15 protein-coding genes are annotated in these 14,544 nt (G+C 35.5%); 2 read left to right on the top strand and 13 right to left on the bottom strand.

Annotated features, from left to right (window positions below; all coding sequences use genetic code 11):
* Positions 1-103: 103 nt before the first annotated feature.
* The 13 genes from ACFFIT_RS09510 to rpsF all read right to left on the bottom strand — a co-directional run bounded on the left by ACFFIT_RS09510 (position 104) and on the right by rpsF (position 10,831).
* On the bottom strand, positions 104-862 hold the full coding sequence (locus ACFFIT_RS09510) for an iron ABC transporter ATP-binding protein (RefSeq protein ID WP_385877422.1): 759 nt from the start codon (positions 860-862) through the stop codon (positions 104-106).
* Positions 859-1,818, bottom strand: coding sequence for an iron chelate uptake ABC transporter family permease subunit (locus ACFFIT_RS09515; protein WP_385877423.1), 960 nt, complete (start codon positions 1,816-1,818; stop codon positions 859-861). Before ACFFIT_RS09515 ends, ACFFIT_RS09510 begins: the two co-directional genes overlap by 4 nt.
* 1 nt (position 1,819) lies before the next feature.
* Positions 1,820-2,782, bottom strand: a complete 963-nt coding sequence (locus ACFFIT_RS09520) for an ABC transporter permease (RefSeq protein ID WP_385877424.1) — start codon at positions 2,780-2,782, stop codon at positions 1,820-1,822.
* Positions 2,783-3,097: 315 nt separating this feature from the next.
* The gene (locus ACFFIT_RS09525) at positions 3,098-3,712 is read right to left on the bottom strand and encodes an OmpW/AlkL family protein (protein WP_385877425.1); all 615 of its coding nucleotides are present in this window, start codon (positions 3,710-3,712) and stop codon (positions 3,098-3,100) included.
* A 298-nt stretch (positions 3,713-4,010) separates the two neighbouring features.
* Positions 4,011-5,285: a translesion error-prone DNA polymerase V subunit UmuC gene (gene umuC, locus ACFFIT_RS09530; RefSeq protein ID WP_385877426.1), complete on the bottom strand. Its 1,275-nt coding sequence runs from the start codon at positions 5,283-5,285 to the stop codon at positions 4,011-4,013.
* Positions 5,286-5,322: 37 nt separating this feature from the next.
* Positions 5,323-5,802: a translesion error-prone DNA polymerase V autoproteolytic subunit gene (gene umuD, locus ACFFIT_RS09535; RefSeq protein ID WP_385877427.1), complete on the bottom strand. Its 480-nt coding sequence runs from the start codon at positions 5,800-5,802 to the stop codon at positions 5,323-5,325.
* A gap of 286 nt (positions 5,803-6,088) precedes the next feature.
* A complete protein-coding gene (gene tpx, locus ACFFIT_RS09540) occupies positions 6,089-6,589 on the bottom strand; it encodes a thiol peroxidase (RefSeq protein WP_385877428.1) in 501 nt (166 codons plus the stop codon).
* 124 nt (positions 6,590-6,713) lie between these two features.
* On the bottom strand, positions 6,714-8,264 hold the full coding sequence (gene pabB, locus ACFFIT_RS09545; RefSeq protein WP_385877429.1) for an aminodeoxychorismate synthase component I: 1,551 nt from the start codon (positions 8,262-8,264) through the stop codon (positions 6,714-6,716).
* A 411-nt stretch (positions 8,265-8,675) separates the two neighbouring features.
* Positions 8,676-9,290 (bottom strand): BamJ family beta-barrel-assembly machinery protein, encoded by a 615-nt coding sequence (gene bamJ / locus ACFFIT_RS09550; RefSeq protein ID WP_385877430.1) that lies wholly within the window; start codon positions 9,288-9,290, stop codon positions 8,676-8,678.
* Between the two features lie 113 nt (positions 9,291-9,403).
* Positions 9,404-9,856, bottom strand: coding sequence for a 50S ribosomal protein L9 (gene rplI, locus ACFFIT_RS09555; protein ID WP_385877431.1), 453 nt, complete (start codon positions 9,854-9,856; stop codon positions 9,404-9,406).
* A 24-nt stretch (positions 9,857-9,880) separates the two neighbouring features.
* Positions 9,881-10,108 carry a 30S ribosomal protein S18 gene (gene rpsR, locus ACFFIT_RS09560; RefSeq protein ID WP_093321864.1) on the bottom strand — a complete coding sequence of 76 codons (228 nt, stop codon included), beginning with the start codon at positions 10,106-10,108 and terminating at the stop codon, positions 9,881-9,883.
* A 4-nt stretch (positions 10,109-10,112) separates the two neighbouring features.
* Positions 10,113-10,427 carry a primosomal replication protein N gene (priB, locus tag ACFFIT_RS09565; protein ID WP_385877432.1) on the bottom strand — a complete coding sequence of 105 codons (315 nt, stop codon included), beginning with the start codon at positions 10,425-10,427 and terminating at the stop codon, positions 10,113-10,115.
* A gap of 8 nt (positions 10,428-10,435) precedes the next feature.
* Complete coding sequence (gene rpsF, locus ACFFIT_RS09570) at positions 10,436-10,831, bottom strand: 30S ribosomal protein S6 (RefSeq protein WP_385877433.1); 396 nt, start codon at positions 10,829-10,831, stop codon at positions 10,436-10,438.
* 505 nt (positions 10,832-11,336) lie between these two features.
* Between rpsF and ACFFIT_RS09575 the strand changes: the two genes are divergently transcribed.
* The gene (locus tag ACFFIT_RS09575; RefSeq protein ID WP_385877434.1) at positions 11,337-12,653 is read left to right on the top strand and encodes an O-acetylhomoserine aminocarboxypropyltransferase/cysteine synthase family protein; all 1,317 of its coding nucleotides are present in this window, start codon (positions 11,337-11,339) and stop codon (positions 12,651-12,653) included.
* 617 nt (positions 12,654-13,270) lie between these two features.
* The gene (locus ACFFIT_RS09580; protein WP_385877435.1) at positions 13,271-14,320 is read left to right on the top strand and encodes an isopenicillin N synthase family dioxygenase; all 1,050 of its coding nucleotides are present in this window, start codon (positions 13,271-13,273) and stop codon (positions 14,318-14,320) included.
* Positions 14,321-14,544: the final 224 nt, after the last annotated feature.

Genomic DNA, 14,544 nt, shown 5'->3' on the forward strand with positions numbered 1-14,544 from the left:
TATGACTATTTGGAGTACTAGCAGCTAAATAATTGAAGATCATGTTATTTACTGAAATAACCTAATTTTTCTCATTTTTACCCTCAACACATGCTTTTTTTATTTAGTGGTAATGCAAACATATTTTATTGTTTTCGTATTCTTTTAATGTTAATGGCATATCATAAAGTGATTCAAGTAAAGTTTTATCCATCATCTCATTTTTTTTACCTACCGCGACGATGTTACCTGATTTCATTGCGACCATTTCATCTGCATAAATAGAAGCAAAATTTAAATCGTGCAGTACAACAATCACCGTCTTACCCGCTTCATCAACGAGTTTTCTTAACAATTTCATGACTTCAACAGCATGGCGCAAATCCAAATTATTTAAAGGTTCATCTAATAAAATGTAGTCAGTATCTTGAGCAATTACCATAGCGATAAATGCTCTTTGCCTTTGCCCACCACTTAATTCATGAATGTGTTTGCCTGCTATATCTGTCAAGCCTACATACTCTATAGCCTCAGAAATTTTTTGTTCATCATTTTTACTTAAACGCCCTTTCGAATGGGGAAAACGACCAAAAGCCACCAGTTCTTTTATTGTCACTCGCATATTTAAATGATTAGATTGTTTCAAAATTGACAGTTGCTTTGCTAATTTTTCTGTTTTAATTTTATTAATCGCTAACCCTTCAATAAGAATTTCACCACCGTCTTGTGCCAACAACCGACTCATCATACCAAGCAAGGTACTTTTCCCTGCTCCATTAGGACCAATAAATGCAGTCAATTTCCCTTTTGATATATTAAATTGCTCCGTTTGTAGCACTGTTTTATTACCAAATTTTTTCAGTAGATGATTTATTGAAATCATGATTGTGTCCCTTTTAATAACAAGTAAATAAAATAGCTTCCGCCGATGAGATTAAGAACTACACTGAGTGCTGTAGAAAAATTTAATACATGCTCAATAATCAGTTGACACAGCGCTAAGGCAATAAAACCAACCAAAAATACTCCTAATGCTAAAAGTAAATGTCTATAGGTATTCATTAACTGATAGGTGATATTTATAGCTAACAACCCAAAAAATACGATTGGACCTATCAGTGCTGTTGAAATAGAGACATAAATAGCAATAATTATCAAAAGCTGTCTTACCACGCGAGTATAATTAATGCCCAAATTAATAGCATGAGAGCGCCCCAGCGCTAAGATATCTAAGTTACGAAATAAAAAAGCCAGCCATATCGTATTGGCAAGAATAAGTATACTTGATAGTTTTAATAGTTCTTGATTAACATTATTAATGCTTGCAAACGTCTTATCTTGAATAAATAAAAATTCATTAGGATCAATAAGCACTTGCAAAAAAGTTGATATACTTGAAAAGAATGCTCCTAATATCAACCCAACTAAGAGTAAAAAATAGATCCCAAATCGGTTTTCTTTGAATAGTAATTGGTATAAGACCAATGCAAATCCAACCATTAATAACACCGTGAGCATAAATTTATTTTCAGGGCTTATACTCATTAGGGCTAAGCTACCAAAAAAGTAGAGTAATAAAGTTTGCAATAACCCATATAATGAATCTAGACCAATGATACTGGGCGTTAAAATTCTATTTTGGGTTATGGTTTGAAAGAGTAAAGTAGATAAACCTATCGCTAAACTTGTTAATCCCATCGTCCAAATTTTTATCCATCGCCTATGTATTATATAACTTGAACCCCCCTGCAAATTTACCGTGAGATAGAGACATAAAATTAACAAGGCACACAAGGAAAGGAGTAAAATTTTTTTTTGTCCCGATAACTGTTTATTCATATTATTGCTGCTCATGCTTTTGTTGACGAAAAAGCAAAACTAAAAAAATTGCACTACCTATACTACCTACCATTAAGCTGATAGATATTTCATAAGGCGCTACCAATACACGGCCTAAAATATCTGCAATTAATATAAATAAAGATCCATAAAGTGCAGTGAGCGGCAAGGTTGTTTTAATATTATCCCCATGAAAAATTGAAACAATATTGGGTATAATTAATCCTAAAAAAGGGATAATTCCGACCGTTAATATGATGGTTGAAGCAATAATTGAAACTATCATTAAGCCAATAAAAACCACTTGCTTATATGACACACCTAAATTTTGAGCGAAACTCTCGCCCATCCCCACAATAGTAAATTTGCTTGCAAAAAAATAGGCTACTGCAATCAAGGGTAAGGTGATAAAGAGTAGTTCATATCTACCTTTTGTCATCATAGAAAAGTCTCCTTGTAACCACCCCGTTATGCTTTGCATCAAATTAAACTTTAATGCAAAAAAAATTGCGACGCCACTCACGACACTTCCGAGCATAATGCCAACTAATGGAACAAAAATAATATCTTTCATACGGATCCGTTCTAAAATTTTCATAAATAACAACGAACCCATAAATGTGACTATGAAAGCTACACTTAGCTTCATAAACAAGCTTGATTCGGCAAAAAGGATCATCGCTATTACTATACCTAACATAGCAAAATCCATTGTCCCAGCTGTGGTTGGAGAAACAAACCTATTTTGTGTTAACTGCTGCATAATTAATCCAGCAATACTCATTCCTGCTCCCGCCATTAATATACTAAGCAATCTGGGCAATCGGCTGAGCCAAAATATATTCCACTGTCCTTCACTCCAAGAGTGAATACTCAGTATATCCATTTTTGCCACACCTATAAATAAGGAGCAAATGGAAACGCTGATAAGCAATATAAGTGTATAAAAAATATTCTTATTCAATGAATTATGCCTTTTGTGTATAGTGTTTAATGAGTATTATTCAATTAATCAAATAATAACACAAATGAGACTTATTATCATTCGCATCTAATAACATAATAGATTTGATTGATGATGTTGTCAATGAATAATATTTATTTAGATTTTATTACAAGTTGTGGACAGGAGGCATGGTGTGAATACAGCAGAAAAGCTCATTTGGTGTATCACTTTGATACACCAATTTTAGAAGGTTATCTGCCTATATTTAATTCATAACGCCAAGCTTGATAAAGGAATCACCAAGCTTCAGAGGACATATCTAGGCTCTTTTATTTAAAACCGATACCCTAATGCAATACCAAAGACCCAAGGATTTATTTCCGCTTTTCCTATCTTTTGGCCATTTAGCTTTACATCAGATTCAATATGCATATAGCGGATATCTGTATTGAAATGCCAACTATTATCGATTCGATAATTTAATCCTACTTGCCCTGCCACGCCTACAGAGTTATCTATTGAAAGGTGCTCTCCTGCTAGTGGTCCTTTTGTTTTCGTATCAAAAAAATTCGTGAAATTTACACCCAAACCGACATAAGGTTGAAATGCTTCATGTTGGGTAAAATGGTACTGAGCACTTAGTGTTGGTGGAAGTTGCTTTGTTTCCGCTATTTTTGTTCCATCTAATTTAATTTCATGTTTAAACGGCGCTGCGACTAAAAGTTCCACACCTATATTGGGTGTCACCATATAACCTAAAGTCGCATGTGGACGAAAACTATTATCTGCATCTAGTTGCCCACCTCCCGTTATTTTGCCATTATTTGACTTTGGCACAACGGCAGCCATACCTCCTTGCACCACCCAATCCCCCGCCTCAAAAGCAAATGCATTAGAAAAAGGCATTAGCATAACTAAACTCATTACACCATATTTGAATGCTTTCATATCTGTCTCCTTTTGTATAACCTCTTTACTATGAATACTCCTTGCTTTACGTGTTACGATTAATGCTAAATGCAGCAATAGAGTGTTTGATAAGATCAGTATGACAAAGGTGCGGTTAAATATTATTGACCATGATCATTGAGTCTGTAAACCGTGCATTCTAAAACCCTAAACATTGATTAATATCAACATTTTAAGAACAACATGGAAACTAATTTGTGATCTTCTAATGCCAAATAGATAGAATGCAAATAAAAATTTAAGAGACACTTTATAATCAACATTTTTATGGTATTAATTACCCTTTTACCACAAGCAAATCATTCCATTGAGTTGTATATTGAGGTGAAAGAAAGCGCCGTTTCATTTGCCAAGGTTCATTAATTCCTTCACTAGCAAAAAAAAGCGTATGGCGTGTCTTCAAATTAATTTCATCGATCGTTTTCATTAGTTTTTCATTCCGCCATGTATCAATTGTGTTAAATAGATCATATTGATATTGATGATTTGGTGTAAAATCAGTGAGCATTACCCCTGCTTTTGCATAGAAATAATTAGCCCGAAAAATGGATTTTAAACCATGTTTAGCAGCCTGGATCAGTTGTCTTGAATCATCCGTTGGATGTAGAAATTGAATGCCTTGAGAGCGATTATAATAAGGATGTTTTGGATTAAATCGGCTCGTTGTTATAAAAATACTTAAATATTTTGCTTTTTGTTTCTCCTGCCTTAATTTATGCCCAGCCCTCGCTGCATGACTTGCAATCGCTTGTTCTAAACTGTCAAGTGATGTGACGCTTGAGCCAAATGAACGGCTACACACAATCTGTTTTTTAGTGGGGATAATAGATTCAATTCTTAAACAACTTTCCCCATTGAGTTCTCTGACTGTTCTTTCTAGGACAACAGAAAATCGTTTTCTAATTTCAAAGGTTGGTATACAGGCTAAGGCAAAAGCAGTTTTAATATTTAGTTCAGCTAATCTCTTACCAAGTTGCCTGCCAACACCCCAAACTTCCTCAACAGGAGTAATTTTCATTAATTTAATTTGTCTTTGTCTGTCAGTTAAATCAACGACCCCGCCTGTTTTAGGGTAAGCTTTGGCAGCATAATTTGCCAATTTGGCTAAGGTTTTCGTAGGTCCGATCCCAACCCCAATACTCAAGCCAACTTCTTGCTTGATTTTTTTTTGTATAGATTGGCCATAGGACAAAAGTTCAAAATTTTGTTTTACTCCTGATAAGTCAATAAAAGCCTCATCTATAGAATAAACTTCAACTTCTGCTGATATTTCTTCTAATGTTTGCATGACTCGATGACTCATATCTGCATACAAGGCATAATTAGAAGAAAATAAAGTGATTTGGTGCGCTAGAACAAGTGGTTTTATTTCAAAAAAAGGAACCCCCATTTTAATTCCAAGGGCCTTCGCCTCAGCAGAACGAGCAATAACACATCCATCATTATTAGAAAGCACAACTACTGGCTTGTATTTTAAATCTGGCCTAAACAACTTCTCACAACTAGCATAAAAATTATTACAGTCGACTAATGCAAAACAGGTATTTCCCATCTATCCTCTCTCTTTTTATTTCACTATAAGGCGATCTTTAAAAAATTGGATTCGAAGAGGCATGTGATGTCCCTTTATGTCTAGGTAATTTCCTGATGACATTAGTAACCACGCCAAAAATGTCTAATTCATCTCCCTCTTTAATTATGCGAATAGGATATTTAGGGTTATGAGCAACTAAGGCCACCTGAGGTGTGAGTTGTAACTCTTTTACAGTGAATTCACCATTCAAATTTACTATAACAATATCACCCTGTGCTGCTGTTATAGCCCTATCCACGATAAGAATATCACCAGAATATATTCCTGCCTCAATCATAGATTCACCTTCTACCCTAACAAAAAAAGTAGCCGATGGGTGTTGAATACATAATTCATTAAGATCAAGTGTATTTTCAACATAATCTTGCGCTGGAGATGGAAATCCTGCACTTACCTTAGAGAGATAAAAAGGGAGATAAATCGATTCTGGTAAACCATATGATTCACTTACTTTTCCTACAAATTTAATATCCATTGGTTCCTCTCTTGTAAACTGATTAAATACTGTTTATTTGTACAGTATATTTTAATGGATTTTTTTTGCAAGATCTACAAAATTAAAATGGCAGTCACATAATCTAAAAAACAGTCATTCTAGGCTGGGTAGACTCTATTACACGACGGCTAAACAACGAATTAACATACATAGCTAAATAGAGGATATAAATAGATGATATAAATAGATGAGAGATAACGTGGAGCATCAATTAAATTGTTACCTGATGAGTGACTCTTCAGATAACAATTATCAACAAGAATTATTATTTAAGGTGATTCATAGCTGCATCATAATTTGGCTCTTGGCCGATCTCTGGTACAAGTTCAGCATAAATGACTTCGTTATTTTCATCTAAAATAATCACTGATCTTGCAGCTAAATGCGCTAGAGGGCCTTCAGCAATTTGTACACCATAAGTTAGAAGAAAATCACTTCGAAAAGTAGAGGCTGTTTTCACATCATTTAGTCCCTCAGCACCACAAAAACGACTTTGTGCAAAAGGTAAATCTGCTGAAATACATAATACTACTGTATTATCTAATTGGCTGGCTAAATCATTAAAACGTCTCACCGACATTGCGCAAACACCTGTATCAACACTAGGAAAAATATTAAGTACTTTGCGTTGATTAGCAAACGTATCTAGTGTGATGCTCCCTAAATCGGCACCAACTAAGTCAAAAGCAACTGCTTTATCGCCGATTTTTGGAAATTTTCCATTTAAAGCAACAGGTGTACCTTTAAACGTAACTGAATTAGACATTATATATCTCCTAAGTTAAAAAACAAACTGCTTGATGACAGTTATAAAAGAGTGAACGTTTTGCTTTAGTATCAAATCGAATCACCATTATAGATTATCTTACCATACGCTTAGTAAAAAAAATCTATTTGTTTTGCCAAAGTGTCAATATTTTACTGAGCTTTGCGTATACTTCTTCATATTCTTCAGATTCAATGCTGTCTAAAACGATACCACCACCTGCAAAACATATTAATTTGCCTCTAGGAGATATCTCTTGGATGTCAAATCCCTCAGGATTTTCTGGTATGGCAATTAGCGTTCTGATTGCTATATTACTGTCCATTTGCCCACAAGCACTTATATACGCAATACTGCCACAATAAATTGATCTCTGAGTAGGCTCAATATGCTCTATTTTTTGCATAGCACTCACTTTAGGGGCTCCTGTAATTGATCCACCAGGGAAACACGCACGCAGTAATGCCAACGGGGTTATCTCATCTTTAAGCTGAGCGCTGATTGTACTCACTAAGTGATGAACGGCTGGAAAAGATTCTATTTCAAACAGTTTAGGTACTTCTACTGTTCCAGGCCTTGCTATTTTACCTAAATCATTACGCAGTAAATCTACAATCATCACATTTTCAGCACGATTTTTAGCTGAGTCTGCAAGTATTTTTTTATTACGCTCATCTTCATAAATATCATCACTCCTAGCAATAGTGCCTTTGATAGGTTTAGTTGATACTTGCTGCTTTTTTAACAATAAAAATCTTTCTGGTGATGCGCTTAATATTTTTGCTTCAGGTAAATGGCAAAAAGCAGAAAACGGAGCTTGATTAGCTTTAAGAAGATCGTTGAAAGCTTGCCATTCATCACCTTCATATGTTGCTTGGAATGCTTGGGTTAAATTAACTTGATAACACTCTCCTGCCTCTAACGCTTCTTGAACCTGTATAAATTGCTTATGATAATCAGTGGCAGTTATCGTTGATTGCCAAGATGATGTCAATTGAAATCGACTCTCTACGTTCGATGACTTACTGTTTTCTGTTGCTAATTCATCAATTTGCGTTAGATACAATTCAAACCGTGTTTTAGCTTCTGCCTCATTTTCTGCCTGAATGACACAATTTAACTTATTTAGTATGTTGTCACGTATAAATGCAACATCATAAATACCTACCGACATCGCAGGTAAAGGATCAATTTTTTCACTTATATTAGGGATATATTCCTGAGTTCGTCCTAAATCGTAAGTAAAAAGCCCAAGCGCACCTCCTTGAAAAGGAACATCTTCACGATGGTTTGCACTCATTTTATAATTATCAATCACTTTATCTAAGCAAGCAAAAGGACAACTTGCAAATTTATCTTGTGTGCCTTGAATTGGCTCATAAACCAATAAATTTGGTTCGTGTGATAAATAAGATATTTTTGTATCTATCAATACACCAATTGGGGCATTTGAATCAAATGAAGGAATAAGATTTGTTACTATAGTAGCTATAGGGTGACTGACTAGAATATCAAAACGACTATTGATGTGTTGTGATTGCCCTGAATGCAAAAGCATTGTCCAGGGATAGTAGACTAATTTATCACAGAGCTGAGTAAACAGATGAACAGATTCAATTTCAAAAATAAAGGCCTGTGTATTAGGGTATTGTTTATTATTGTACATAGTCGTCATAGTAAAAAATCCTATAGAGCCTTACTTTCATAATGCTATAGAAGAAAAGTAAATATCAAAGACGAACCGACATGAGAGAAATTTGTTCGCTACTGAGGCTCCCTAGCAATAAAGTCGTATAATTCATAAGACCTCATGTGCGAATTTCATCCTGAATTCAGGCTCAAATAGCCTACAAAGAAGCCGAAGATATGGAAGCATTCGAATTTAGTTAAAACTCTCATTTTTTCCAAATTGGAAAAATCTCCATATATGGCGTACTTTGCCCACGATCCTATTTCGTTTGTCGTACTGGAGGTGCGACAATAGAAACGCTTGAATCGCATCTACAATCATAACAACCCCCTAGTTTGCGCGTTTATATCCCCGCCCAATTGGACGAGGGGTTTAGAGCTTTTTGCTAACGTTTCATTAAATAATTTCTAATAATTCTACTTCAAATACTAACGTACTGAAAGGTTTAATCATTCCGCCAGCACCACGCTCTCCATAAGCTAACTCATATGGAATGACTAGTTCCCATTTAGATCCAACTGGCATCATACAAAGTGCTTCAACCCATCCCGCAATCACACCATTGACTGGAAATTCAGCAGGTTCGCCACGTTGTACCGAACTATCAAATACTTCCCCTGTGACTAATTTCCCTGTGTAATGTACGCGTACTTTATCTGTTTTACCCGGAATTTCACCCTCACCAGCCGTAATGACTCTATATTGCAAGCCCGACTCAGTTATGTTCACTCCTTCTAATTTAGCATTGTTTTCAAGGTAAACTTTCCCTGTTTCAGCTAGAGCTGCAACTTGAGTTTTTCTCTTTTCTTCAGCTTTTTCATGCATGGTTTGTAGCGCTTCATGAATTTCTTCAATCGCAATAATAGGCTGATTATTTTGCAGGGCATCCATAATCCCTGCTAATAAACCATCAGCAACAAGTTCCGTCATATCAGCTTCTCGAAGTTGTTGACCAATTTGTAAACCAATACCATAACTTGCTTTTTGTTCTAATGTAGTGAATTGACTCATAGCATAACCTTTTTTGGGTAGGATAAGTAAAGATTGAATATCAATTTTAACTTATGTAGAAATAACAACGCCAGCTTTCGCTGGCGTTTAAGAATTGAAATAATCAGGCTAGATTAAGCTTCAGCGATGATTTCAAATTTGATGTCAGCAAAAACTTCACTGTGTACTTGGATAGTGATTTCAAACTCACCTGTAGTACGTAACACACCATTGGGTAAACGAACTTCGCTCTTAGCTACTGCAACACCTGCAGCAGTGATTGCATCTGCAATATCACGAGTACCGATTGAACCAAATAGACGACCTTGATCACCCGCTTTAGAAGCGATAGTAACTTTGCCTAATGTAGTGATAGCTTCAGCACGTTGGTTTGCTGATGCTAAATTTGCTGCTAATTTTGCTTCTAATTCAGCACGACGTGCTTCAAAATAAGCAATGTTTTCTTTAGTTGCAGGAACAGCTCTTCCTGTTGGTACTAAAAAGTTACGCGCATAACCCGGCTTAACAGTAACTTGATCACCTAAGTTACCTAAGTTAGCGACTTTATCTAATAAAATAACATGCATAAGTTTATCCTCTTATTCAAGCGCTTACTTGTGGTTATCCGTGTAAGCCAATAATGCAAGGAAACGAGCACGTTTAATTGCACGAGCTAATTGGCGTTGATACTTAGCAGCAGTACCAGTAATACGACTAGGTACGATTTTGCCACTTTCAGTAATATAATTTCTCAATGTATTGATATCTTTATAATCAATCTCTTGCACACCTTCTGCTGTAAAACGACAGAATTTGCGACGACGGAAGTAACGTGCCATAGGGCTATTCTCCATGAATTAAAAATGTAATTTTTTCTGCATGTAAAACAAGTTTTGATAATCCATTTCTGGATTGGTGTTGAGAAATGAAACCTTCAACGCTTATTTTACTGCCTACGATTAACTGCTGTATAACAGATTGAAGTGATGATCCACTTGCCACAACTGAAACTTTACACCATGCTTGTCTCTTTAAACCCGCTTCATATTGAAATGATCGATGTTCAAGTACAAAACTAGAATGAATAACACCAGAAGGGCTTGTTTTTTGAACTATGCTCTTAGAGACGATACCTTCTAAAACCAAGCGATTCAACACAAACTATCTTACTCTGCGCTTTCTAAATCAGCATCATCACTCATTACTTCGTCATGAGAGAAATCATCACGACGCTCACGGCGATCGTTTACTTTCATCATAGGCGATGGCTCAGTGATAGCTGTTTTTACACGCATAATCATGTTACGAATCACAGCATCGTTAAAACGGAATAACGTTTCTATTTCATCGATTACTTCTTGTGGCGCTTCTACATTCATAAGAACATAGTGTGCTTTTTGAATTTTATTAATTGGATATGCGAGTTGACGACGACCCCAGTCTTCAAGACGGTGTACTTGACCTTTCGCTGCAGTAACCATGTTACTATAACGTTCGATCATGCCAGCAACTTGCTCAGATTGGTCCGCATGAACCATAAATACGATTTCGTAATGACGCATCGTTAAGAGCCCCTTTCGGTTTAGTAAGCTTCCTGTCTAGGCAACCGCGACCTATGGAAGCAAGGAACAAAGATTGAGTGCGGTTGAAAAAGACACTGCATTATATACATTAAGAATAAAAACTCAAGCACTATGCACTTGATTCGGTAATTTAATTGATAGATGCAGGCATTCTAAAAAGCCTAAAAAATAAATTCAGCATTTGAATAGTGGGAAAAAGTCTATAGTCAATCCTTGATAACAATAAATTACTCCTCTTTTATCTAATTCATGCTTAATGGGGATCACGATGCTGTTTTTATATTACTTAACGCCCACTAAATAGGTATCGCAATATATCTGCGACAGTCAATTAAAATTATTTAAGTATATAGCATCAAATACTGATTAGTTGTCAATAAGAATGCGCTATAGATGATAACTTTTGATTCTTTTCTCACAAGAAAAAAATCAAGTATATTTTTTAAACGAAGTTTAATTTTACTTTTTACCCTAGGAGATAATCATGAGCAAGCCTGAAATTAATGAAACTGAATTTAATTTAAAAAACAATTGGAAGCCAGAAACTCTTAGTCTACATGCTGGTTATGATGCCAATGAACATCAGCGTTCTGCTGCATTACCTATTTATCAAACGGCCTCATATCTTTTTGATAATGCCGAGCATGGTGCAAATTTATTTAATTTAGCTGAAGCAGGTTTTATTTATACAAGAACGGGGAATCCTACCTTAGATATTTTAGAAAAACGTATCGCGGCCTTAGAAGGTGGTGTTGGAGCGGTGACTTTTGCTACAGGTATGGCTGCTATTGATGCCGCTATCAGCACGATCGTATCCCATGGAGACGACATTATTGCTAGTAAAGAAATTTATGGTGGAACCCATAATTTTTTTAGAGATGTCTTACCAAGCAGAGGTATTAACGTTCAGCAATTTCCGATTGATGATTTAATGGCATTAGAAAATTTAATTAAACCGACTACTAAGGCCATATTTGTTGAGTCAATCAGCAACCCTAGCACCAGAATTGCTGATTTACCAAGGATTTCAGCAATAGCAAAACGTTATGGCATACCTTTAATTGTTGATAATACCGTTGCATCACCTATTGGAATTAATGCTTTGGAATTAGGAGCAAACATTGTTATACACTCCTTAACAAAATATATTGCAGGTCATGGTAATACACTTGGCGGTATTGTAGTAGATGGTGGGAATTTTGAATGGAATGACTACAAAGAAAAGTACCCTGCTCTCTCCACCCCTTCTAAAGCCTATCATGGTATTATTTTTAACGAAACATTTAAAGAGCTTGCATACATTGTTAAAGTTCGAACTAGTCCATTAAGAAGCTCAGGGGCAGCTTTAGCACCTCACTCTGCTTTTTTAATAGCCCAGGGACTTGAAACTTTGTCCTTACGGTATGAGAGAATAAGCCACAATACTTTAAAAATTGTTGAATTTCTCTCTTTGCACCCTAAAGTCATTTCCGTTCATCACCCAAGTCATACACATCATCCAGATCATGAATTAGCAAAGCAATTATTGAACCATAATGGCGCACCTGGCATCATTAGTTTTGAAATAGACGGTTTGGCAGAAGAAGTTACTTTATTCTACAATAAATTGTCTCTCTTTTTACGTCTTGTCAACATTGGAGACAACAAATCATTAGCCGCTATTCCCGCACAAACGACTCATCGGCAATTGGACAATGAGGAATTGAAGGCCGCAGGGATATCTGAAAATTTAGTTAGGCTGTCTATCGGTATTGAAAATATTGATGATCTAATTGATGACCTTAAGCAAGCTCTCAGCTAATGAATAACCAAAGCTAAAAGAAATAAAAGGGATAGGACTTTGCTTTCACAATTTCGATCTGTTATTAAAAAATTTTGATGCAAAGATCGAAAAAAATAGTTGTAAAATTGCAATCTATCAACCCAAAGTACACATTTTTATGTGCATGAACATGATATAAAACGGGCTTTATGACATTAAAACACGAATAAAAATAGAACTATATGATGAATTAACAATACTAATAAAACTAAATTTATTAGATAGATTGATAATTTACAAAAAAATGCGTCAAAAAACTCTATTAATAGGCGTGGCAAGGCTGAAAACTTCGATGAGCAAGGGGTGACTGTTCTAGGGTTGAGTCAAACTATTCTTGGAATGACAAGAACATAAATCGAATTAATTCTTTCAACCAATAGAGGTGAAATCGCTCCTAAGGAAGTAAAAAGTGGAAAAATCAAGAGAATTAAATCATCAGCATATTATCTTCAGAAACAATTAAAGAGAACATTTTAACTAACCGGAACGCTAAGCCCATCAGTCTTCAAAAAATCATATCGTGATGCCACTATATTATGCACACTATTATGCATATTTTTTTCAAAGACGCATATTCAAAAAATAGGAGTAATGCTATGCAAAATGTTATCAATAGCAATGTGAAAATAGAGGAAACTAAAGTAAATATGGACTCGCTTCCTATTCTCAATTTGCAAGAAGCGGAAAACCCAGAGTCAGCAGAAGCATTTGATGAAACATTTAGAAAACAGGCAAGAGAAATAGGTTTTTTTTACTTAGTCGGCCATGATATTAGCCATGAAGAAATCCTACGTTTGGAAAATATAGCTAAGGAATTCTTTGAATTAAGTGTCACGGATAAAAATAAAATAAGTATGGCTTATTCAAGACACTTTAGAGGGTATACAGGAATCGAAGAGGAAAACACCCAAAAACATCCTGATTACAGGGAACAGATAGATATAGGACCAGAATTGCCAGCTGATCCTTTAGTCTCTGACCTCGATTTATGGAGAAATCTACAAGGTCCTAATCAATGGCCTGAAGCATTACCTGAATTGAAAGACATCGTCTTAGATTGGGGGGAGAAAAATCGGCAGCTAGCCATAAGAGTTTTACGTATTTTTTTAAGAGCTTTATACCAAGATGATACAGCTGTCGATTATCTCATTAAAGGTACACCTCACCATTTGTTAAAGCTAATTCATTACCCTGGCAATTACGAAAATCCGCAAGGTGTTGGTGCTCATAAAGATGCTGGTCTGTTGACTCTTTTATTACAAGATAAGGTCGGAGGGCTTCAAGTTCAATCTGATAAAGGATGGATTAATGCACCCTATCTAGAAAATGCATTTATTGTCAATATAGGAGAAACTCTTGAATTACTGACTAATGGATATTTAAGAGCAAATATCCATAGGGTTATTGCGCCTAAAAAAGGAATATCAAGATTCAGTAATGCCTACTTTTTATCTCCATGCTTATCTTTAGGTGAATTGATTCCGTTTAAACTACCCGCTAATTTAGCTAAATTAGCGAAGGGGCCGACTAGCGATCCTAATAACCCTTTATTCCAGCACGTTGGAAAAAATGCAATAAAAGGGAGGCTAAGATCGCATTTAGCGGTAACAGAACGATTTTATCCTCACATCTTAAGTAATGAATAAATGGATAAATGGATAAATCGATAAATTCAAAAATGAGGGTAAACGAGGCTTTTTCAAAATTATGGTTCCGTGACTATATTGGCTGCAAATTATTTCGCTGTTGGTTTTAAAGGAGAAACTATCGTAAGAAAAGAGCTTTATGCTGAAGAGTAAAGCACTCTTCTCTAAAATTAACAAGGATCCTAAAAGTAATAGACATACTTTGCTGTCGGTGGTTACATTTT

Source organism: Thorsellia kenyensis (genome assembly GCF_042432445.1).
Classification (GTDB): domain Bacteria; phylum Pseudomonadota; class Gammaproteobacteria; order Enterobacterales; family Thorselliaceae; genus Thorsellia; species Thorsellia kenyensis.

Bases quoted from the DNA above. Each gene is read 5' to 3' on its own strand.
- ACFFIT_RS09510 (WP_385877422.1), bottom strand. From the start codon at position 862: ATGATTTCAATAAATCATCTACTGAAAAAATTTGGTAATAAAACAGTG.
- ACFFIT_RS09575 (WP_385877434.1), top strand. From the start codon at position 11,337: ATGAGCAAGCCTGAAATTAATGAAACTGAATTTAATTTAAAAAACAAT.
- ACFFIT_RS09525 (WP_385877425.1), bottom strand. From the start codon at position 3,712: ATGAAAGCATTCAAATATGGTGTAATGAGTTTAGTTATGCTAATGCCT.
- ACFFIT_RS09515 (WP_385877423.1), bottom strand. From the start codon at position 1,818: ATGAATAAACAGTTATCGGGACAAAAAAAAATTTTACTCCTTTCCTTG.
- rplI (WP_385877431.1), bottom strand. From the start codon at position 9,856: ATGCATGTTATTTTATTAGATAAAGTCGCTAACTTAGGTAACTTAGGT.
- pabB (WP_385877429.1), bottom strand. From the start codon at position 8,264: ATGACGACTATGTACAATAATAAACAATACCCTAATACACAGGCCTTT.
- umuC (WP_385877426.1), bottom strand. From the start codon at position 5,285: ATGGGAAATACCTGTTTTGCATTAGTCGACTGTAATAATTTTTATGCT.
- umuD (WP_385877427.1), bottom strand. From the start codon at position 5,802: ATGGATATTAAATTTGTAGGAAAAGTAAGTGAATCATATGGTTTACCA.
- tpx (WP_385877428.1), bottom strand. From the start codon at position 6,589: ATGTCTAATTCAGTTACGTTTAAAGGTACACCTGTTGCTTTAAATGGA.
- bamJ (WP_385877430.1), bottom strand. From the start codon at position 9,290: ATGAGTCAATTCACTACATTAGAACAAAAAGCAAGTTATGGTATTGGT.
- rpsF (WP_385877433.1), bottom strand. From the start codon at position 10,831: ATGCGTCATTACGAAATCGTATTTATGGTTCATGCGGACCAATCTGAG.
- rpsR (WP_093321864.1), bottom strand. From the start codon at position 10,108: ATGGCACGTTACTTCCGTCGTCGCAAATTCTGTCGTTTTACAGCAGAA.
- ACFFIT_RS09580 (WP_385877435.1), top strand. From the start codon at position 13,271: ATGCAAAATGTTATCAATAGCAATGTGAAAATAGAGGAAACTAAAGTA.